The sequence below is a fragment of the Butyrivibrio sp. AE3004 genome (assembly GCF_000703165.1).
Taxonomy (GTDB): Bacteria; Bacillota; Clostridia; order Lachnospirales; family Lachnospiraceae; genus Butyrivibrio.
Map to the genome: position 1 here is coordinate 3,443,659 of NZ_JNLQ01000002.1, position 22,411 is coordinate 3,466,069.

The following is a 22,411-nucleotide window of genomic DNA, read 5'->3' on the forward strand; positions in this document are numbered from 1 at the left end:
AAAGATACACAAATTTAGTATATTAAAGTATAATACGTGGGAGTAGATTATTTTAGCAGGAAAGGTAGGAATTCAATGGTTAAAACGTACGATAGTGGTGCATATTTAGTTAACGGAACAGAACTTATACCCGACACAGCCGGTGCCGGTGAAGCAGTCCAGGCAAAGAGCGGCAAACAGGTTGACAAGGCAGAAGCCAGGAAGAACACGATAGCTTATGGGATTTTAAGTAGTCACAACACTTCCGGCAATATGGACAAACTTGAGATAAAATTTGACAAGCTTACCAGCCATGATATCACTTATGTTGGAATTATTCAGACTGCACGTGCGTCAGGACTTGAGAAATTTCCTATTCCTTATGTACTTACAAACTGCCACAATTCACTTTGTGCAGTAGGTGGTACCATAAATGAAGATGATCATATGTATGGTCTTACAGCTGCTCAGAAATACGGCGGAATTTATGTACCGCCTCATCAGGCAGTTATCCATCAGTTTGCAAGAGAGATGCTTGCAACCGGAGGCGGAATGATTCTTGGATCGGATTCACACACAAGATACGGAGCCCTTGGAACAATGGCAATGGGTGAAGGTGGTCCGGAGCTCGTTAAACAGCTTCTTAATCAGACTTACGATATTAGTATGCCCGGCGTTGTGGCTATTTACCTGACAGGTGAACCCATGCATGGCGTAGGTCCTCAGGACGTTGCACTTGCGATCATCGGTAAGGTATTTGGTGATGGATATGTAAAAAATAAAGTAATGGAATTTGTTGGACCCGGTGTTAAGAATCTTAGTGCCGATTTCCGTATCGGAATCGACGTTATGACTACTGAGACAACCTGCCTGTCCTCAATCTGGCAGACTGATGATGAGATAAAGAATTTCTATGATATTCATGGTAGAAGCGGTGATTATAAGGAGCTTAAGCCCGGTGATGTTGCTTATTACGATGGTGTTGTTGAGGTAGATCTTTCTACAATAAAGCCTATGATAGCTATGCCTTTCCATCCCAGCAATACATATGAGATTGAGGAGGTTAATGCTAATCTTGAGGATATTATCGCAGATGTTGAGAAACGTGCGAAGGTAAGCTTTGGCGATAAGATTGAGTATTCTCTTCAGAGTAAGATAAAAGATGGTAAATTCATGGTTGATCAGGGTGTTATCGCAGGATGTGCCGGCGGTGGATTTGAAAATATCTGCGCTGCAGCTGATATCCTTGAGGGCAGATTTACAGGAAATGACAGATTTACTCTTAGCGTATATCCCGCATCCACACCTATTTTCATGGAAATTGTGAAAAACGGTGTTGCAGCAAAGATCCTTGAGACAGGCGCTATTCTTAAGACAGCGTTCTGCGGACCCTGCTTTGGTGCCGGAGATACTCCTGCTAATAATGCGTTCAGTATCCGTCATTCAACCAGAAACTTCCCTAACCGTGAAGGCTCAAAGGTACAGAGTGGACAGATTGCATCCGTTGCGCTTATGGACGCAAGATCAATTGCTGCTACAGCTGCTAATCAGGGCGTGCTTACACCTGCTACTGATTTCGATGGCAAATTCAATAAATATACATATCACTTTGATAAGGAAATATATGCTAATCGCGTATTTGATTCTCACGGAGTGGCTGACCCTTGCGCTGAGCTTCAGTTTGGTCCCAACATTAAGGACTGGCCTAAGATGGTAGCGCTTACTGATAACCTTCTCCTTAAGGTTGTTTCGGAGATACATGATCCGGTAACAACTACAGATGAGCTTATTCCTTCGGGAGAAACATCTTCCTACAGATCAAATCCTCTCGGCCTTGCAGAGTTTACTCTTTCAAGAAAGGATCCTGAGTATGTAGGACGTGCAAAAGCGGTTTATGGCGAAGAACTCAAGAGACGCGAGAGTAAGTCATTTACAGAGATGACTGAAGAAATCTCCGATACAGTCAAGGTTCTTTTGACTAAGTACGAGGGCATTACTGCAGAAAACACAGGTATAGGCTCTACCATATTTGCTGTTAAGCCGGGCGATGGATCGGCAAGAGAGCAGGCAGCTTCATGTCAGAAGGTACTTGGCGGTTGGGCAAACGTTGCAAATGAATATGCAACAAAGAGATATCGTTCAAATCTTATTAACTGGGGAATGCTTCCGCTTGTGATCAAAGAAGGTGAGCTTCCATTTAAAAATCTTGATTATATCTTCCTTCCGGAAATCAGGAATGCTGTGGAACAGAAGGCAGATGAGATAAAGGCTGTTGCAGTTTCAGACGGAAAGATGACAGAGTTTACAATGACTCTTGGAGATCTTACCGATAATGAACGCGAGATCATTTTGGATGGATGTCTGATAAATTATAATCGCGCAGGCAAGAAATGATAGATACAAGGCTTAAAAGATTTACGGCGCTCTTTGCAGCGTCGACTATGGCAGTTCTGGCATGTGGATGTGCTAAAACCGCAGGAAATGATAATGTGACAACAGAGCAGGATGCGCAAGGAGGCGAGCCTGCTCTAAATGTCGTATATGACGTTCCTTTAAGTATACCAAGTGCTCTTGTGGATCAGAACGGATACAGGACAGGTGCTGAAAAGTCGGTAATCTTTAAAGGCAAGGATCTTCCGGATGTTTTTTACATATTTAATCTGGATAATGAACTTGAATATACGGGGCAGATGCGTACGACAAATCATACTGATGATGGTGATGAGATAAAGGAAGGGTATTTTACAGATCTTATCGAAGACGGAGAATATTATATATATGCCGATAAGATAGGAAGCTCTTACGCATTCCGAATTCAGAACAATCTGTATGATGGAATTTTTAATGAAGCTTGTAAGACATACTATAAAAACAGATGCGGCATGGCACTTTCAGAGGAACTGGCGGGTGAGGATGCTCATGCATCATGCCATCTAGGAAAAGCACATCTTCAGGAGGATCCCTCCAAGACAATAGATGTATCGGGAGGATGGCACCTGAGTGCCGGGGCAGACAGAGATTCGGTAACGGGCTGTAAAATAGCGCAGAATCTTTTACTTGCATATGAGATGAATCCGGATGCGATTTCAGATGATTCAGGGATACCTGAAAGCGGTAACGGAATACCTGATATACTTGATGAAGTAAAGTATGAAGTTGACTGGCTTATAAAGATGCAGGATGAGAGAACAGGGGGAGTATATGGTGCTGCTCTTACGGTAAGAGATGAAGGCGCAGATCTTATGCAGGCTGACGTGGAGGTTACACCTATAACCATGGAAGCTACCATCAGGTTTGCAACACTACTTTCTGACTTTAGTTATCTGTATCAGAGCTATGATCCTGATTTTGCCACCACATGTCTTAAATGTGCAGACAGGGCATATAGTCTTTATGCAGGAACAGAGAATGTAAAGGAAAGTGCGGAAGCTTTTTATGCGGCTGCACAGCTGTACAGAGCTACAGGTGCTTCAAATTATGAGCAGGTACTGACTACCCACTTTGAATCGGATAAGTTTGAATCATTATTCAATGATAATGAGGACGTTTTTCTCGGGAGCATAACTTATATTTCTACAAGTCAGAAGGTTAATGTTGATGTTTGCTCCAGGATAATGAAGCTTTTGATGAAAAAAACAACAGCAATTGTGAATGCTGCAAGGAGTTCAGCTTATATGGTGACTGATGAAAATCATGAAAAACTCCTTGATGATATGAGAACGATAACAATTACAGACCATATAATATATAATTATGAATATACTACTATTATTGAAAATCACGCACATTATCTGATGGGCAGAAATCCTGAAGCTATTAATTATGTGACGGATTCTACCGAGCGGACATTTAAGGATACGGATGAGGGAACAGGAATAATGAACCAGCCCCTCTTAAATGCCAAGTTTATTTTTATGCTCAGTGTGATAAAGGAATAATCCTTAATGACAAACGAGGACAGATATGAATACGGAAATTGATGGTATAAAGATTAATTACAGAGATGAAGGAATAGGGCCGCTTTTAATATTGCTGCATGGCTGGGGATCGAATGTTGATCTGTTCGATGGTATTTTTAGGTTTGCATCGAAAAAATATCATGTAGTAGGAATGGATATGCCGGGATTTGGTAAAAGCGCCGAACCCGATAAGCCATGGGAAGTAAGTGATTTCGTTGACTTTGTTATACATTTTATAAAGAAGCTCTTTCCTGAGGAAAAGGAGATAATGTTTCTTGGACACTCAATGGGTGGAAGAGTAATAATTAAAATGATAGGCACTAAAACGGAAGAAGAACTCGGATTTAAAATTCCAAGGGTAATTCTGACTGATAGCGCAGGTATAAAACCGGTGCCTTCAGGAAAGCAATCCGGAAAAACAAAGAGATATAAGTTTTATAAGGGTGTACTTGTAAATACAGGAATAGCCAAAGCTTTTCCGCAGACTCTTGAGAATTTAAAGAAAAAGTTTGGTTCAGCAGACTATGCGGCAGCATCTCCGATAATGCGAGACAGTCTTGTTAAGGTGGTAAATGAGGATCTTGCGCCTTTCATGCCAAGTGTTAAGATGCCTGCGCTCCTCATTTGGGGAGATCAGGATACTGCGACACCACTTTCTGACGGACAGCAGATGGAAAAGCTTATGCCTGAGGCAGGACTGGCAGTTATACCGGGAGCCGGCCACTATTCGTTCCTTGATAATCAATATATGTATAATAAGATTTTGGGAAGCTTTTTAAATATTGAAATGTAATGCATACTTATGTTTACAGACGAGGGTAAGTAATGAATACAATTATTTCTATAGTATATTTAATCGCATATATAGCAGTAGTGATTCTAGGACTAAGACACTATACACATATGCTTCAGCTGTCATCTTATCAGTTTCAGGGATACTTCAGGTATCTTAAAGCAAAACCGCAAAGATACGGTCTGCACGTAGGATATTTATGCCTTACATTAATAACGGCATTTCTAGGAAGCAACAGGCTTGCAAGAGGATTAAGACTCTTGTCTCTGGTATTTTTGGTATTTCTGATTTTTCAGTATATTCCGAAGAAAGCCAAAAAGAAGTTTGTTGTAACAAAAAGAATACAGAGGCTTTTTGTTACCTACCTGATCTTGTTTTTGATTTTTGTCGGATTATCAGTATTCTTCTTTGTGACATCAAAGGAGGCAGCAGCCGGGATTTTTCTGGCAACAAAAAACAATGTATCCAATTTTACTGTTGAGACAAACGGAAAAAGAATAGCAGCCTATTCACTGCTGGGCATTTTTGTTGGATTTATGCCGCTTATAACTGCTCTTGCAAACCTTATTAATAAGCCTGTTGAAAAGAGGGTAAATGACTGGTTTATCCATGATGCACAGAGAATGCTTAAGGAGCATCCGGGGCTTAGAATAATCGGAATAACAGGAAGTTACGGAAAAACAAGTGTGAAGTACTATTTGTGGACGCTCCTTTCAGAAGGGTTCAGAGTACTTATGACACCTGAGAGCTTCAATACACCTATGGGGGTTGTCCGTACAATCCGTGAACAGCTGACTCCCATGCACGAGATATTTATCTGTGAGATGGGCGCAAGACATGTACATGATATAAAAGAGATAACTGATATAGTTCATCCTGATGACGGAATGCTTACATCCATAGGACCGCAGCATCTTGAGACCTTCCATTCAATTGAAAATATTGTGGATACCAAGCTTGAGTTGTTTGACGCCGTTCAGGAGAAAAGTAGTCAGGGTCTTAAATTTGCGAATGGTGATAATGAACTTATAAGAAATAATATAAGACATAAAAATGTTATATTATACGGGTCAAGCCCTGCCTGTGATTATCGTGCATCAAATGTGAAATTCACCTCAGACGGTGCATCATTTACTGTCACTGCGCCAAACGGAGAAACGGCAGATTTTTCCATGAAGCTTCTTGGAGAACATAATGTGACCAATGTGGTTGGGGCTATTGCAATGGCACATACAATGGGAATTCCCATGAGCAAACTGAAGATGGCTGTCAGAAGAATTACGCCTGCACCTCACAGACAAGAGCTCAAAAAGCATGGAAACATATCCATAATTGATGATGCCTATAACTCAAATCCCATGGGTGCAAAGCGTGCTCTTGATACATTGGCTAAATTTGAGGATAGTGTGAAAATTCTGGTAACGCCGGGAATGGTGGAGCTTGGTGATAAGGAAGCTGAGTATAACAAGGAATTCGGAAAGCAGGCTGCTGAGGTTGCTGATTATATAATCCTTGTTGGTACAGATCATACAAAGCCTATCAAAGAGGGTGCACTTGAAGCAGGCTTTTCAGAGGACAGACTCTTTGTAAAGGAAGCCCTTAAGGAAGCGACTGATCTGATGTATGAAATAGATGCAGGAAAGCAAAAAGTAATCCTGCTTGAAAATGATCTTCCGGATAATTATCTCTGATAATCCCGGAAGAAGATTAGGGAATAAATATGAAACATAGAAGAGGTCTTAACTTAAAAGAGACTATCTGTGGTGGAGGAGAAAAGGCGGTAGCGATGGATGCTGCCTTTTCTGTTATTATGTCATTCATCGCAGTGTTCAATAAAAATGCTATTGTAGATCATCTTTTTTTTAACAGATATGATGTTCCGAGATATGCATTTTTGTTTTTGTTGTATATGGCTTTGTTTTTTATTGCAACGAGAATTATTGCTATGTGCTTTTTGCATGAAGCTAAAAAAGATGTAGTAAGTAATGAAAGGAAAAGCCCGCATTTCATGGCGGCATTAGCAATGTTTGCCGCATGGATTCCTTATCTTTTGGGTTTTCTTCCCGGGGTGGCAAATTATGATACCGTGAATCAGGTTAATGATTTTTTTGACGGAGTATCACCTGTACCTTTTGGTTTTGTGAAAGGTCAGGAAACTGTTAATGTATTTTTAAATGCTCATCATCCTATTGTTCCGACCTTTATCTTTTCTTTTTTTGTGGCGGCAGGGGCCCTTCTTGGTAGTGAGACACTCGGGTTTTTATTGTACATATTATGCCAGATGCTCCTTGGAGCATTTTTAATCTCGGAAATATTGTGTTTTCTGCATGAAAATGCTGCGGATTCAAGGAGCAGACTGATTATAAAGTCTGTAAGGGTATTTTTTATGTTTATGCCTTTTGTTCCGATGTACATGATATGCATGCTGAAAAACACTATGCATAGTCTTTTGTTTATCCTATATATATTTGTGCTATACAGATACTATTTGGGTAAAGATGATAAACCTGCAAAATCATGGATAGTTTTCTTTATAATTGTTTTGCTTCTTTGCACAACACTTAATACAGGTGTCTTTGTAACATTATTTACCGGAATTGCTTCTCTTTTTATTCGTAAAAAGGACAGCAGGATTCTTTTGATATCAGTACTATGCGCAGTCATCTGGTTTATTGTTTTCCCAAAGCTTTTATATCCTGCACTCAATGTTTTTCCCGGAGGGAAACAGGAGCTGTATGGAACATTGTTTCATCAGACGGCAAGACTTATCAGGGACAATGAAGAAGAATTTACAAAAGAAGATAAACAAATAATAGATGCTGTTCTTGACTACGAAAAAATAAAAGAAAATTTTTCCTTTGACGCTACAGATCCTGTAAAGGATACTTTTAGGCTCCATTCAACTGATGAAGATATGAGGAAATATCTGGGGCTTTGGCTCAGAATGGGGATAAAACATCCTATTGTTTACTTAAGAGCAACATTTTCTATCTGCGGAAATTTCTTTGCTCCCGGAGCCGGGATACAGATTTTTGGAGATATACCTCAGTCAGAGGGGATGTTTGGTAAAATCCATGCCATAACACCAAGAGTTTTTGGTGATAAAGCATTTTCTCTTTATTATAATGTTACAATAACGCCGTTTATCAGACTTATTTTCCAGACAGTTATTTATGCTTTCTGGATACCGGTGTACTTGCTTTATGTTTTAGTAATCAGAAAGAAAATGCTTGGGACATATGAGTCCAGACCGGAGATGATAATTCTTGTTCCTTTGTTTGTATCCGCACTGTTTTTGATTGTAAGTCCCATGAACTATAGCAGATACGCACTTTGTTTAATATTTGCGTCACCTATTGCAATCGCTCTGCTTTGTACGGAAAATAAAAAAAGTTGAAATTTTTACAGATAAGTCTATACTTTTGATGTATGACTTTTAACTGATGTTATTTGAAAGGAAGTGTTAATTTTGAAATTAAAGCTGGCAGTTCTCTTCGGTGGAAAAAGCACAGAGCATGAGATTTCAATTATCTCTGCCATACAGGCTATAGGTTACATCAACAAGGATAAATATGATGTGATTCCTGTTTACATGACCAAAGAGAACGATTTTTATATTGGTGAAGATATGGATAAGATCGAGGAGTATACACATATTCCCGAACTTCTTAAAAAGAGCACAAAGGTAGTTTGGATAAAAGATGGAAATAAGGTTAATCTTGTCCGCTATCCCATGAAAAAATTCGGAAATAATGTAGTTACAACTGTAGATATCGCATTTCCCATCGTTCACGGAACAAATGTAGAGGATGGTGTTCTTACAGGATTTTTGCAGACGCTGGGACTTCCTGTAGTTGGATGTGACGTGCTTTCTTCAGCAGTAGGAATGAATAAGTACGTTATGAAAACCGTACTTAAGGATAATGGTATTTCTGTTCTTGACTGTAAGTGCTATACCTGGACCGATTATGAGGATGCAGACGCACTTATGGGAAGAATCGAGGAAGCGTTTAAATATCCTGTTATTATAAAACCCATAAATCTTGGATCCAGTATTGGAATATCAAAAGCCGGAAACAGGGAAGAACTCTCTGAGGCATTAGAGCTTGCTTTTGAATTTTCAAGAAAAATCCTTGTTGAGCCTGCTATTGTTAAATTAAAGGAAATTAACTGTTCAGTTCTTGGAGACTATGAAGAAGCAGAGGCTTCCGAGTGTGAGGAACCTATAAACTCAGATGAAATTCTTTCTTTTGAGGATAAGTATATAGGCGGTTCCGGAGCCAAGGGAGCAAAGAGTGGTGCAAAGACCGGTGGCTCTAAGGGTATGGCAAGTCTTAAGAGAAAAATTCCTGCAAACATAACGGATGAACAGAGATCTGAAGTTCGCAGAATGGCTGTGGATGCGTTTAAGTGTCTTGGATGCAGTGGCGTATCCAGAATAGATTTTATGCTGGATGAGGAAACCGGAAAAATTTATCTCAATGAGATAAACACAATACCCGGCTCACTTTCATTCTATCTGTGGGAACCTCTTGGAAAGAAGTATTCACAACTTCTTGATGATATGATAGAAATTGCAATTAAACAGGATCGAGAGAACCACAAGCTGGTATTCTCTTTTGAGACCAACGTTCTTGAAGGAGTTAAGCTGGGTGGAGGCTCCAAGGGCAGCAAAGGCTGATTGCCAGCCAAATTAAGCTCAAAAAAATAAGGCGTTAAATTAACGCCTTATTTTTTTGATATGTTTCCTGAATTATATTGTGACAATAGGTTTCAATGTTTTTCTTATCTTCTGGTGAAAGCTCGTTCATATAAATGGGTTTTCCGTACTCGAGAACAACCTTTGATCTTCTTATAAAAGGAAGATGATCCTCAAAAATCGCATTTGAATTATTGATTGTCATAGGAACAATGGGGCATCCGGTCTTCTGTGCTATTTTAAAGCTTCCTTTATGGAACGGAAGCATTTCATCTGACCTGTTTCTTGTTCCTTCAGGATATATGGTGATTGAAATACCGTTTTTTACTTTGTCTATTGCACTTAAAATGACTTCAAGGCCCTGCCGGATATCGGATCTGTCAAGGAACAGACAATCCATATTTTTCATCCACTGCGAAAGAACCGGTACTTTCAGGATTTCTTTTTTGGCTATATACCCGGTTAATCTCGGAACTCTTGAATAACTTAATACTATATCAAAATAGCTTCTGTGGTTGCCGACATACAAGACCGGTCTGTCGGTTGGGACATTTTCCTCTCCTATGACAGTGAGTTTTGCACCCGATAGGAATGCCACGCATCTGAAAGCCCAACTTACAATTTTCAGCGAAATACTTTTTTTGGCTTCCATATTGAACTTACCTACAACACATAACGCAAGCTGTATAAAGATGCTGCAGAATAGGAATACAAATAAAAATAAAAAAACAAAAATAAGACGTATCATGAATGAATCTCCGACTAACATATAGTATGATGTTATATTATACCACAATACGAAAATTTAAAAGAATTTAGAAAAGGAAAACAATATGCTCCTGATAAAGAATGGAAGAGTTATGGATCCGGCAAGCGGATTGGATGGCTTCAGAGATATTTTGGTCAATAACGGAAGAATAGTAAAAATTGGCTTTTGCGGGACTCTTGACGATATGGCGACTGAAGCTCTGTCTTACCTTAGCATGACAATTATTGGAGATGAGACCGGCAGACCGGATACTGAAGGAAGTTTAAGAATAGATGAAATCGATGCGGGAGGAATGATCGTTGCACCGGGACTTGTTGATGCACATGTACATTTCAGGGATCCCGGATTTACAGAAAAAGAAGATATCATGACAGGTGCAGAGGCTGCAAAAAAAGGCGGTTTTACATCTGTGGTCATGATGGGAAATACAAATCCGCCTTTGGATAATGCGGAAACTATAAGATATGCCCTGAGAAAAGGGGAGAAAACCGGAATAAGAGTTTTTTCATGTGCAAACATAACTAAGAAAATGGCCGGAAAAGAGCTTACTGATATGGAAGCACTCCTTAAGGAAGGTGTTGTGTTATTTACAGATGACGGTAAGCCTATTACTGATGAAAGCCTGATGAGAACAGCCTGTAATGAGGCTGCAAAGCTTGGTAAAGTGTTAAGCCTTCATGAGGAGGATCCTTCTTTTATTTCGGAAAACGGAATTAATGCGGGAACAGTTGCTGAGGCTTTGGGAATTAAGGGCTCTTGCAGAGATGCAGAGATCGCAATGGTAAAGAGAGATATAAAGATTGCAGAGGAAACAGGAGCCGGGATTACTATACAGCATATAAGTACAAAGGAAGCGGTGGACATGATAAGGGAGGCAAGAAAGACCTGCACCGGGATTCACGCAGAGGCAACTCCTCATCATTTCACACTTACAGATAGTGCTGTAGCAGAGTTTGGCGCCATGGCAAAGATGAATCCTCCGCTTAGAAAAGAGAGCGACCGACTTGCTATTATTGAAGGGCTTGCTGACGGAACGATTGAAACCATTGCCACAGATCACGCTCCTCATACAAAGGAAGAAAAATCAAGAGAGATTACAAAAGCACCCAGCGGAATAATTGGCCTTGAGACTTCGCTTGGACTGGGCATAAGAGAACTTGTGCATAAGGGATATATGGATTTGATGACATTATTATCTCGTATGTCCTGCCAGCCGGCAGACATTTACGACTTAATGGCATTAGTACCTGATAATGAAATAGGAAATTCTGATAAAACTGTTTACAATGAGCTTCCTGTAGGTAGAATATATGAAGGTGGCCCGGCAGACTTTGTTATTTTCAAGGAGGAAGAGACCTGGAAGGCGGAAAATTTTGCCTCTAAAGCATCTAATACCCCTTTTACAGGGCAGGAACTCCCCGGGAAAATACACTTTACAATCTGCGGTGGGAATATAGTATATCAGGGATGACAGAATAATAACCGAATTTATAGCGACTCATTTGAAAGGAAAAACGGAAGATGCCAAAAAAGAAAAAAATAGCAGCAGAGGTAATTTCACAAAAAGTGCTGGCAGAAGGGATAATGGATCTCAAGCTTAAAACAGTTCTTGCAGAGGATGCAAATCCCGGTCAGTTTATAGGAATTTATCCTAAGAATAAGTCTACTTTATTGCCAAGACCAATTAGCATATGTGAATTTGATAAATCTGAACAGACACTGAGAATAGTTTACAGGATTGCCGGAAGCGGAACTGCAGAGTTTGCGCTTTACGATGATAACACTATGGTGGATATCCTTGGAATCCTGGGAAACGGATTTCCTACTGATAAAGCGGATGCAAAAGATGTTCTTATTATCGGTGGAGGAATTGGTGTACCTCCGCTTTTGGGATTATCAAAGGAACTTTTTGATAAAAAGGCAGCAAAGTCCGTTAAAATGGTCATGGGATATCGAAATGCAGATACTTTCCTTGCGGATGAGTTTAGTAAATACGGGGATCTTTATATTGCAACCGAGGACGGCAGTGTGGGAACCAAAGGCAATGTAATTGATGCCTGTAGGGAAAACGGGATTAAAGCAGATGTGATTTATGCCTGCGGACCCATGCCGATGCTTAGAGGAGTAGCTTCATATGCAAAAGAGATTTCAGCTAAAGCATATATCAGCCTTGAAGAACGTATGGCTTGCGGAGTGGGAGCTTGTCTTGGATGTGTATGTAAGACAAAAAACATTGATGAGCACTCACATGTAAATAATGCCCGTATCTGCACGGACGGTCCTGTTTTTGATGCAGATGACCTTGAAATCTGAGCTTGAATTAATTCTGAAAAATAAAAAAGTACAGTTGCAATATATAGATGAGGTGAGAAAAGTATAATGAATACATCAGTAAATATAGCAGGAGTTGAGTTCAAGAATCCGGTAATGACTGCATCGGGCACCTTTGGATCGGGAATGGAATATTCGGAATTCGTTGATTTAAACAGGCTTGGAGCGGTAGTTACAAAGGGCGTTGCCAATGTTCCGTGGCCGGGAAACCCAACACCAAGAGTAGCTGAAGTTTACGGGGGAATGCTAAATGCCATAGGTCTGCAAAATCCCGGAATTGATGTGATGATAGAGAGGGATTTGCCTTTTTTAAAGGATTATGACACAAAGGTAATTGTAAATGTTTGCGGAAAAAGCACACAGGATTATGTTGATGTTGTAGAGCGCCTTTCAGATGAAGATTCTGTTCATATGCTTGAAATCAATGTATCATGCCCTAACGTTAAGGAGGGAGGGATTGCTTTCGGACAAAATCCGGATGCCCTTTATGATATTACAAAAGAAATTAAGAAACATGCAAAACAACCAATAATAATGAAATTAAGTCCGAATGTTACCAGTATATCAGAGATGGCAAAAGCGGCAGAAGCAGCGGGATCAGATGCCATTTCTCTGATCAATACAATAACCGGAATGAAAATAGATATTTATAAGAAGACCTTTGCTATAGCAAATAAGACAGGGGGACTTTCAGGTCCTGCCATAAAGCCTGTTGCAGTCAGAATGGTTTATGAAGCATCTCGCGCTGTCAAGATTCCGATAATAGGCATGGGAGGCATTTGTGGCGCAGAGGATGCAATAGAATTTATGCTTGCAGGTGCTACTGCTGTTGCAGTGGGTGCCATGAACTTCCATGACCCCTATGCAACAATAAATACAATAGAAGGAATAGAGCGTTACTTAAGTGAACAGGGAATAGAGGATATCAATGATATTATAGGAGCAGTAAAATAATATTACTCGAAAGTAAACGATATCCTTACTTTTGAATCCGAAATTTTATCGCCGTCCATTTGCAGTTCATACTGTACATGGGCGGTTATTTTTTTTGGAGATATTTCTACCATGAGATTACGTGTTATAGCTGTCATTTTCATAAGACCATAGGGAGTTTGGTAATCGGTGTCCCAGGCTTCACCTAACCTGAAAAGAAGATCAGAATTTATGTCACCTGTTTGTACCATTCGAAGATACCCTTCACCTATTTCAAGTCTGTGGGTAGTTACGGAAGATGCTTTTGGTGAACCGGATCTGTGATCGTCTTCACTATCCATCCTGTCAGTGTATGTGATTATGTAATTTAACCCATCCTGCTCACAGAAAGCGTTTTGTAAATTCTTTATAATTTGTGGTTTTCCGTCTCCGTGATCATGAGCTCCGATAATTTTTACTGTTCCGTTCATATATGTCCTCAATGTTGTATTTTTATGTTTTGATCACAAGGGTTTGGTAATGAAGAGCTCGGGGCTTATACCTCTGCTTCTAAGTTCCTTTACTGCGTTTTCAGCATTTGTCAGAGCCTTGTTTTCAAATATACCGAAAACTGTGGGGCCGCTACCGCTCATGCGTGCTCCCATAGCACCATTTGCCAGAAGAATTTGGCGAATTTCCTCAATCACAGGATATCTGCCTGCTGTTATCGGCTCAAGTACATTACCAAGTCTGTCAGTGATTCCCTTGAGATCATGTGCTTCTATGGCCTTTTGAATTCCATCTATATCCGGGTGGTCTTCAATAGGAGCCGAATCAAGAGTTGTGTATGCCCAGGCTGTGGAAACATCAAGCTGCGGCTTAGCTATTACAATATGGCATGAGGGCATATCGCGTAAGGGTGTCAGCTCTTCTCCAATGCCTTCGGAAAGAGCAGTTCCGCCCTTGATACAATAAGGGATATCAGCACCTTTTTTTACAGCAAGACTGCATAGCTCCTCTGTACTCAGATTGAGATTCCATAATTCGTTCAAAGCAATATATGTAGCTGCTGCGTCAGTACTTCCACCTGCCATTCCGGCAGCCATGGGAATATGCTTTTCCAAATGAATCGTAACTCCCTTTTGAGGAATGTTGCAGTGAGTTTTTAGCTGATCGGCAGCCTTCCATATAAGATTATGCTCGTCAGTAGGAATTCTGGGATCTGTAGCTGTAATTACGATATTATTATCATCTCTTTCGGTAAAGCTAAGTTCATCGTACAGATCAATGCTCTGCATGATCATTCTTACAAGATGATAACCATCATCTCTTCTTCCGATCACGTCAAGCCCAAGGTTGATTTTTGCATATGCTTTTCTAGTTATCAAAAATATATCCTCCGAAAAGTGAAATTAAAAACAGGATACAAAAAGTTCCTTTATGCGGTGTTTTTCGCTGTTTGTATAATAGCACAAAATAAGTGAAATGAATAAAAAAGGTTCGCTTTATAAATTATTTATAACTACCTGTCAAAGGCTTAAAGCAAGAATAAATTTAATATAATTTTAATTGAAAAGAATAAGAAAAATACTTAATGTTAAATTGAAAACAGTCGATAAATAAGATGAGTAATACTGTAAGTATGCCATGGCATACCAAGTCGTATCGGCGTCAGATAATTTGGCGTAGAAAAGGAGTTCATATGGGCGTAAACGGAGTTACAGGTTTAGACCAGACCACCACGTATTACGAGCCGACAACGACCGCAAAAGCCACAGAAGCTACATCTGAAGATAAGACGGCAAAAACCGCTGAAACAGCGAAGACTGAGAAGGCTGCGGTATATGAAAAGTCGGATAATATCGGTGCTTTAGGATCTACAAACAAGACCTACAAGAAGAATGAAGCTGTTGTAAATATGCTAAAGAGAGATCTGGAGGATAGACAGAATCAGCTGAAGGATATTGTATCCCAGATGATGTCAAAGCAGGGGGTAGCAATAGGAAAGGCTGATGATATCTGGTCATTCCTTGCAAAAGGCGACTTTACTATTGATGAGGCAGCTAAGAAAAAAGCGCAGGAAGAAATTTCTGAGGACGGATATTGGGGAGTTAAGCAGACTTCACAACGTATTCTGGATTTTGCTAATGCGCTTACAGACGGAGATCCCGATCAGATTGAAAAAATGCGTTCAGCTTTTGAGAAAGGGTTTAAGGAAGCCACAAAGACATGGGGAAAGGAACTTCCCGATATTTCAAAACAGACCTATGATGCTGTTATGAAAGGCTTTGATGATATGGCGCAGAAGAACAATAATACTACTGCTGCAGAGGAAATTCCGGAAGGCTGAAAATGATTTTTCAGTATTAAGACAAAAAATAAAACCTCTTTCTCTGGTGATGTACAGACCAGAGAAGGAGGTCTTTTAAATGTTATTTATAATTTAAATTATTTAACAGGCTTTGCTCCTGCTTTTTCCTGAGCTTTGGAAACAAGATTTTTCCAGAAGCCTTTCTTTTCTTCAACAACTGCATTGCCGCCGCGGATTCCTCTTACGGAAAGAACATAAATGCCGCTGACTTCAGCTTTTACTTCCTTTTTAACAGGAACGGAATCAAAAATTTTCTCATCACAAACAAGATTCATGATCTGAGGACCAACCTTAACCTTGAGGATAGGAAGTTTGGAACGACGAAGAAGCTTAGGTGTATTCTCCAATACGGCGGAAGGGAGACCTGCTTCATTGATCTTCATCCTCTTTTTGTCAATGATAAGCATTGATACGCTCTGCTTCATGGCTTCCATCTGAGCCTGCTGTTCTTCCTGGCGTTTTTGTGCTTTTTTTCCAAGGATTGTCAATACGACAAGTGCAATTATCAGTATAACTAAGATTACTAAAAATACGATTAATACCGGATTCAAAACATTCCTCCAAATTCTAAAACTAAAGATTTACTACTCCATAAAAATTGCCGTGCAGAATGTATTTTAACATTGAATTGAGATAGAGGCAACAAAATACTTTAACATAAGTAGAAACTGTGCTAGTATAAAAAAAGTTTATTTTTTTAAATAGAAGTTATACTAAGGAGTAAATATTTATGAAAAAATTTGTGGCAGCCATGGCGGCTGTAGTAGTTGCAGCAGGTATGCTTGCCGGATGTTCAAAGACAGAGAATACTACAGATGCTGCATATCTTAAGGACATTGATCTTGATAAGTATGTAACACTTGGAGATTATAAGGGGGTTACCATAGAAGTAAAATCTCCCGAAGTTTCCGACGAAGAAGTTGAACAGTATATGCAGTATATCAGTTCTTCCATGAAGGCTACGGTTGAAGTTACCGACAGAGCCGTTCAGGAAGGCGATACGGTTAATATCGATTATTCAGGAAAAAGAGCAGATACAGGTGAGGTATTTGATGGCGGTACAGCTGAGGGATATGACCTTGCAATAGGCTCACATACTTTTATCGATGGTTTTGAAGACGGACTTGTAGGTGCACAGGTAGGAGAAACAAGAGATCTTAATCTTAAATTCCCTGATAACTACAGTGCAACAGAACTTGCAGGTGCTGATGTTATTTTTACGGTAAAGGTTAACAGCATCAAGGTTAAGCCCGAACTTGACGATGCGTATGCAGCATCACTCGGCATAGAAAATGTATCAACCATAGATGGGCTTAAGACATACCTTGGGGAAAGACTTCTTGAGGAAAAGCAGACAGACTATAAGAATGAAATAAATTCAAAGATACTTGAGGCTGTTACAAATAACTGCAAGTTTGAGGAGCCTCCGAAGGCTGCTCTTGAACGCTTTAAAGGCCTTTACAGTGAGCAGGCTGACATGGTTGCTTCTTATTATTCAGCAAACTATGGCACAAGCTATACAACAGACCAGGTTCTTTCAATGATGATGGCACAGGAAGGCTTTTCCGGTGAACAGACAGAGTATCTTGATAATAAATCCGTAGAGCTTGCTGAACAGTTTATTATGCTTGGAGCTATAGCTAAGACAGAGGGCATAGAGGTTACTGAGGATGAACTTAATGAGAAGCTTCAGAATGATATGACAAATGCCAATTCAACTGCCGAAGAGGACAAGAAAGTAGACAACATCGAAGACTATAAAAAGACAGTAGATGTAGAGAACATAAAGGAAAACCTTCTTACAAACAAGGTAATTGAGTTCCTTGCAGAAAATGCAAGTGTGACTGAACCTGCAGAAAATGCTGAAGCAGGCAGTGCTGAAGCGGTTGAAAGTACTGAGGATGCAGGAACTACAGAGAATACAGACAGCACAGAAAATTCAGACAGTACAGATGAAGCAGCCGGAGCTGATGAAGCAGACAGCGCTGAGTGATTATAGATTATAGAGGAGGCATATTTATATTATGGAACTGACAGATATCAGAGAGCTTTTTCAGGCTCCGGAAAAATTTGCTGATAAAAAAGTTACTGTAGGCGGATGGATCAGAAGCATAAGAGATTCAAAGGCTATAGGTTTTATTGTATTAAACGACGGAACATATTTTACACCACTTCAGATTGTATATTCTGACAGCCTTGGCAATTTTGCAGAGGTAAGCAAGCTGAATGTCGGATCTGCTATTATAGCTGAGGGTACAATCGTACTTACCCCCGGTGCAAAGCAGCCCTTTGAGATGCAGGCGGAGACAGTTACTATTGAGGGACCCTCAACGCCTGATTTCCCGCTTCAGAAAAAACGTCATTCACTCGAATTCTTAAGAACAATACCTCATCTCCGCGCACGTACCAATACTTTTGAGGCCGTTTTCAGAGTTCGTTCACTTGCTGCATATGCTATTCATTCATTCTTCCAGGAGAGAGGATTCGTATATGTTCATACTCCTCTTATCACAGGTAGTGATTGTGAAGGTGCAGGAGAGATGTTCCAGGTAACTACAATGGATCTCAATAATGTGCCTAAGACTGAAGATGGTCAGGTTGATTATTCACAGGACTTTTTCGGAAAACCGGTTAATCTTACCGTTTCCGGGCAGCTCAATGTTGAGACATACGCTTTTGCATTTAAGAATGTTTATACCTTTGGACCTACATTCAGAGCTGAGAACTCCAATACCACAAGACATGCAGCTGAGTTCTGGATGATTGAGCCTGAGATGTGTTTTGCGGATCTTAAGGATGACTGCGACTGCGCAGAGGCTATGCTTAAGTATGTAATTAACTATGTACTTGAGAATGCTCCTGCAGAAATGGAATTCTTCAATTCATTTGTAGATAAGGGTCTTATCGAGAGACTTAAGAATGTAGCAAACAGTGAGTTTGGAAGAATTACATATACAGAAGCTGTTGAAATTCTTAAAGAGCACAATGACCAGTTTGACTATAAAGTTGAATGGGGCTCAGATCTTCAGACAGAGCATGAAAGATTCCTTACAGAGCAGATCTTTAAAAAGCCTGTATTTGTAACAGATTATCCGAAGGAAATAAAGGCATTCTATATGAAGCTGAATGAGGATGGCAAGACTGTAGCAGCTGCTGACTGTCTTGTACCCGGAATCGGTGAAATAGTTGGTGGAAGCCAGAGAGAAGATGACCTTGAGACTCTTGAAAAGAGAATGGATGAACTTGGACTTAAGAAAGAAGATTATCAGTTCTATCTTGATCTTCGCCGTTATGGTTCAGTACGACATGCCGGATTCGGACTTGGTTTTGAGCGTTGTGTAATGTATCTCACAGGTATGGGAAATATTCGTGATGTTGAATCATTCCCCAGAACTGTAGGTAATTGCGAATTATAATTAAGTGACTTCTTGAATGCAAAGATGAAAATGCGTTCAAGAAGTCATATATTTTTTTAGATTGAGAGATATTAAATAATACTTATGGGGAAATCTAAATTAGATAAAAATATAATAATTGACTATATACTAACCCTGGTAATTGTCATTTTCGCGTACCAGGGATTTTACAGATTTGGATTTGGATCAGATACGATGATTCATTATCTCAATCCTCTTATAAACATCGAATCTGAATTTACTTACGGGAGATATATTCCATATCTTATGGAGATGCTGTTTTATAAGCTTGGAATCATACTTCCTGAGAAATACAGGTATTTTTTTATTCTGCATATTTTTGTGGTTTCGCTTGGAGCATTTATTTACCAGCAGGTAATAATATCGCTACTAAACAAGAAAAAAGTTTTTTCTGATATTTTTGAAGAATACTTTGGAAGAGTATTGCTGCTTTTGCCGTTTATCAGCACACTTTTTTCGGAATATCTTATGTTCCCGGAGTGCTTTGTTTACTGCTTCTATGTGTTGTTTACAGCACTTGCTTTATATTTTTATTCTAAAAATAAGTACGTAGCGGCAGTGTTTTTTATGCTGATGGGTGGATGCACATATCAGGTTTCGGTGATATTGTGTGCAATTTATACTCTTCTCTATATTTTAGTTGAGGGTGATTGTGTTCTAAATAAGAAGATGTTTTTCAGAGGGCTGATAGTTTCTGTTAGCTGTCTTTTGTCCGGCTTTCTTAATTATGAATCAACCAAGCTGATGCTGGTCACAGGAGTAATGTCTGATAATCCAAAGCCGATAACATCCGGGAGTGTTTTTGATAGTGTTACTGGGGTAATCAGACTTTTTTGGAACTTTTTGAAAAATGGTATTGGACTGTTGCCGGTTCCGTATATTAATTTATGCATCCTGATAATAGTGACATTGATGCTTTTAATATCCCGTAAAACAGAGAAAGAAAGAATTTTAACGTTTGTTTTTGGCGGATTTGTGATGTTTGCGCTATCACTTGCGATTCCTATTATCCAATCAAGCGCTCCCAGAGTTATTTATACCTTATATGCAGCTTTGGGATGCACATGTTTTTTGGCGTATATCCAGCTTGATATAAAGACGAAAAAATATATGAAGGCTCTTATAGGAATTTGTGCTATTGTTCAGCTTTTTTCCTGCCAGCAGATAGCGCTTAATCACTATATTTCAAATGTTCAGGATTTAGCATGTGCACAGGCGGTGCTTAATAAGATTGATAACTATGAAGCTGATACCGGAGTAACCGTTACCGAAATTGGTGTATGTGTGGATGATGAGTCTTTAAATTATTATGATAATGTATATTATAAACTAGACCAGATAAACGAGCGTACTGCAAGAAATGTAGCATACAGCCTTTTGGAGTATGCAGGCAGTCTTGAGAAAAAAGATGAACTAAATGGCATTAAATCAGATACCGGCAGAAGATTCAAAAAAAGTCAGATGAAGGCAGGAAAAATAAGAAAAAAATATTTTAAAGATAAGAACTGGGATAAATTTGATGTGGATAAGCAGCTGGTAATTGACAAAAATACAGCATATTGGTGTATTTATTAAATAAGCGAAAATGCCTCCTTGTGCAGATAGAAGATTTGCTCAAGGAGGCTTTTCCATGCAAGACTCCAGGGAGTCGCAAACGACACTTTGTTTTGATATAATTGAATTGATAAAAGTTTTGTTTTTCAAAAATGGGGAATAAATGAAAAGATTTAATATAAGATTATTAAACAGATATATTTGCGCAGGTTTGGCAGTTGCTATGCTCACTGTTTCAGGAAGTCCTGCGATGGCAACGAGTAGCGAGGAGCTCAAGAAACAGCAGAAGGAGCTGGAGAAACAGCAAAAAGAGCTGGAAAAGGAGCAAAATGCCATCGAATCCCAAAAACAGAAGAGTCAGAGCGGGCTTAACAATGCAAACCAGAATATTAGCGAGATACAGGGAGAGCAGGCGGAAATTCAGGAAGGAATTGATGAAGCCAAGGAAGAATTGACGGGACTTCTTACGAGTATCGATCTGATTCAGGCTGATATCGAGGACACTCAGATTAAGATCGAAAAGACTCAGCAGGAATATGAAGAGGCCAAGAACCAGGAAGAAACTTTATATACTGCGATGAAAAAACGAATCAAATTCATGTATGAAAAGGGTGAGTTTTCATATGCCGAACTTCTTCTGCAGGCTCAGAGTGTCGGAGATATGCTGAATAAGGCAGGTTATGCTGAAGAGCTGTATGACTATGACAGAAACAAGCTTTATGAATTTGTGGCAGCAAAGGAAGCTGCTGAACAATATGGTGAAGAACTTGAGGAAGCAAAGTCAGAGCTTGAAACATCTCAGTATGAGCTTAAAGAGGAACAGGTTCATGTTGAGCAGATCATAGATAAATATAAAAAGCAGTATGCAAATTTTGATGTTCAGCTTGCCAAGGCACGTCAGAATGCGGCAGTTTATACCGCACAGCTTCAACAGCAGACTTCACAGATAAGAGACCTTCAGGCAAAGATCGATGCCAAGGAGGCAGAAGTAAAAAAGACAAAGAAGGCAGCGGATGCGGCTGCAAAGAAGGAAGCGGAAGAAGCGAAGAAGAAAAAGGAAGCAGAAGAAGCCAAGAAAAAAGCAGAAGAAGCTAAGAAAAAAGAAGAAGATAAGCTTGCGCAGGCAAATACAGATGATGATCCGGTCGAGGATGATTCAGATGACCAGGATGATACTTCTGATTCACCGAGTTCATCAAATGCTTCAAGCGAAGCTTCATCAACTCCGGCTAAAACTGCTCCTGCTCCTTTGGGGTCAGCAACAGGGCAGAATATTGCTAATTATGCATGTCAGTTTGTTGGAAATCCTTATGTTGCCGGAGGCACCAGTCTTACCAATGGTGCTGACTGTTCAGGTTTTGTCTATGCTGTATACAAGCAGTTCGGAATCAGCGTGCCAAGATCATCATACGCTCAGGCTACATACGGAAGAGAAGTCTCCTATCAGAATGCGGCAGCGGGAGACATTATCTATTACGGAGGCCATGTAGCTATTTATCTTGGCGGAGGCAGAATTGTACATGCAAGTACTGCAAGAACGGGAATAAAATACGAAAACGCTACTTACAGAACCATATTGACTATTCGCAGATTTGTCGGATAAATGT

General features: G+C 39.8%; 18 protein-coding genes. 14 read left to right on the forward strand and 4 right to left on the reverse strand.

Annotation, left to right across the window (positions count from 1 at the left end; genetic code table 11):
- Nucleotides 1-75 precede the first annotated feature (75 nt).
- The 6 genes from BV60_RS0117825 to BV60_RS0117850 all read left to right on the forward strand — a co-directional run bounded on the left by BV60_RS0117825 (nucleotide 76) and on the right by BV60_RS0117850 (nucleotide 9,412).
- Nucleotides 76-2,373 carry a hydratase gene (locus tag BV60_RS0117825; RefSeq protein ID WP_029323917.1) on the forward strand — a complete coding sequence of 766 codons (2,298 nt, stop codon included), beginning with the start codon at nucleotides 76-78 and terminating at the stop codon, nucleotides 2,371-2,373.
- Nucleotides 2,370-3,917 carry a glycoside hydrolase family 9 protein gene (locus BV60_RS0117830; protein WP_029323919.1) on the forward strand — a complete coding sequence of 516 codons (1,548 nt, stop codon included), beginning with the start codon at nucleotides 2,370-2,372 and terminating at the stop codon, nucleotides 3,915-3,917. Before BV60_RS0117825 ends, BV60_RS0117830 begins: the two co-directional genes overlap by 4 nt.
- Nucleotides 3,918-3,942: 25 nt before the next feature.
- Nucleotides 3,943-4,731: an alpha/beta fold hydrolase gene (locus BV60_RS0117835; protein ID WP_029323920.1), complete on the forward strand. Its 789-nt coding sequence runs from the start codon at nucleotides 3,943-3,945 to the stop codon at nucleotides 4,729-4,731.
- A 32-nt stretch (nucleotides 4,732-4,763) separates the two neighbouring features.
- Nucleotides 4,764-6,422, forward strand: coding sequence for a Mur ligase family protein (locus BV60_RS0117840; RefSeq protein WP_029323922.1), 1,659 nt, complete (start codon nucleotides 4,764-4,766; stop codon nucleotides 6,420-6,422).
- Between the two features lie 29 nt (nucleotides 6,423-6,451).
- Complete coding sequence (locus BV60_RS0117845; RefSeq protein WP_029323924.1) at nucleotides 6,452-8,128, forward strand: DUF6020 family protein; 1,677 nt, start codon at nucleotides 6,452-6,454, stop codon at nucleotides 8,126-8,128.
- 63 nt (nucleotides 8,129-8,191) lie between these two features.
- Entirely contained in the window at nucleotides 8,192-9,412 is a 1,221-nt protein-coding gene (locus BV60_RS0117850; RefSeq protein ID WP_334291191.1) for a D-alanine--D-alanine ligase family protein, read from the forward strand.
- Between the two features lie 34 nt (nucleotides 9,413-9,446).
- On the opposite strand, the gene BV60_RS0117855 is transcribed toward BV60_RS0117850, so the two are convergent.
- Nucleotides 9,447-10,178, reverse strand: a complete 732-nt coding sequence (locus BV60_RS0117855; RefSeq protein WP_029323928.1) for a lysophospholipid acyltransferase family protein — start codon at nucleotides 10,176-10,178, stop codon at nucleotides 9,447-9,449.
- 85 nt (nucleotides 10,179-10,263) lie between these two features.
- On the opposite strand from BV60_RS0117855, the gene BV60_RS0117860 reads away from it, so the two are divergent.
- The 3 genes from BV60_RS0117860 to BV60_RS0117870 all read left to right on the forward strand — a co-directional run bounded on the left by BV60_RS0117860 (nucleotide 10,264) and on the right by BV60_RS0117870 (nucleotide 13,484).
- On the forward strand, nucleotides 10,264-11,670 hold the full coding sequence (locus BV60_RS0117860) for a dihydroorotase (protein WP_029323929.1): 1,407 nt from the start codon (nucleotides 10,264-10,266) through the stop codon (nucleotides 11,668-11,670).
- Nucleotides 11,671-11,720: 50 nt separating this feature from the next.
- Entirely contained in the window at nucleotides 11,721-12,512 is a 792-nt protein-coding gene (locus tag BV60_RS0117865) for a dihydroorotate dehydrogenase electron transfer subunit (protein WP_029323931.1), read from the forward strand.
- 66 nt (nucleotides 12,513-12,578) lie between these two features.
- On the forward strand, nucleotides 12,579-13,484 hold the full coding sequence (locus tag BV60_RS0117870; protein ID WP_029323932.1) for a dihydroorotate dehydrogenase: 906 nt from the start codon (nucleotides 12,579-12,581) through the stop codon (nucleotides 13,482-13,484).
- 2 nt (nucleotides 13,485-13,486) lie between these two features.
- Here the strand turns inward: BV60_RS0117870 and BV60_RS0117875 are convergent, their stop codons facing one another.
- Both BV60_RS0117875 and ispE read right to left on the reverse strand, forming a co-directional pair.
- Nucleotides 13,487-13,933 carry a DUF1934 domain-containing protein gene (locus BV60_RS0117875; protein ID WP_029323934.1) on the reverse strand — a complete coding sequence of 149 codons (447 nt, stop codon included), beginning with the start codon at nucleotides 13,931-13,933 and terminating at the stop codon, nucleotides 13,487-13,489.
- A 33-nt stretch (nucleotides 13,934-13,966) separates the two neighbouring features.
- The gene (gene ispE, locus BV60_RS0117880; protein WP_330376323.1) at nucleotides 13,967-14,830 is read right to left on the reverse strand and encodes a 4-(cytidine 5'-diphospho)-2-C-methyl-D-erythritol kinase; all 864 of its coding nucleotides are present in this window, start codon (nucleotides 14,828-14,830) and stop codon (nucleotides 13,967-13,969) included.
- Between the two features lie 314 nt (nucleotides 14,831-15,144).
- Here ispE and BV60_RS0117885 point away from each other — a divergent pair, with 314 nt between their 5' ends.
- Nucleotides 15,145-15,792 (forward strand): hypothetical protein, encoded by a 648-nt coding sequence (locus BV60_RS0117885; protein WP_051656836.1) that lies wholly within the window; start codon nucleotides 15,145-15,147, stop codon nucleotides 15,790-15,792.
- A 98-nt stretch (nucleotides 15,793-15,890) separates the two neighbouring features.
- Here the strand turns inward: BV60_RS0117885 and BV60_RS0117890 are convergent, their stop codons facing one another.
- Nucleotides 15,891-16,364, reverse strand: a complete 474-nt coding sequence (locus BV60_RS0117890) for a hypothetical protein (protein WP_029323938.1) — start codon at nucleotides 16,362-16,364, stop codon at nucleotides 15,891-15,893.
- 179 nt (nucleotides 16,365-16,543) lie between these two features.
- Between BV60_RS0117890 and tig the strand changes: the two genes are divergently transcribed.
- From tig to BV60_RS0117915, 4 genes are all read left to right on the forward strand, one after another.
- Nucleotides 16,544-17,806: a trigger factor gene (tig, locus tag BV60_RS0117895; RefSeq protein ID WP_029323940.1), complete on the forward strand. Its 1,263-nt coding sequence runs from the start codon at nucleotides 16,544-16,546 to the stop codon at nucleotides 17,804-17,806.
- A 31-nt stretch (nucleotides 17,807-17,837) separates the two neighbouring features.
- On the forward strand, nucleotides 17,838-19,229 hold the full coding sequence (gene asnS, locus BV60_RS0117900; RefSeq protein WP_029323941.1) for an asparagine--tRNA ligase: 1,392 nt from the start codon (nucleotides 17,838-17,840) through the stop codon (nucleotides 19,227-19,229).
- Nucleotides 19,230-19,313: 84 nt separating this feature from the next.
- Nucleotides 19,314-20,825, forward strand: a complete 1,512-nt coding sequence (locus BV60_RS0117905; protein ID WP_029323943.1) for a glucosyltransferase domain-containing protein — start codon at nucleotides 19,314-19,316, stop codon at nucleotides 20,823-20,825.
- A 142-nt stretch (nucleotides 20,826-20,967) separates the two neighbouring features.
- The gene (locus BV60_RS0117915) at nucleotides 20,968-22,407 is read left to right on the forward strand and encodes a C40 family peptidase (RefSeq protein WP_029323945.1); all 1,440 of its coding nucleotides are present in this window, start codon (nucleotides 20,968-20,970) and stop codon (nucleotides 22,405-22,407) included.
- The last annotated feature ends 4 nt before the right edge of the window (nucleotides 22,408-22,411 follow it).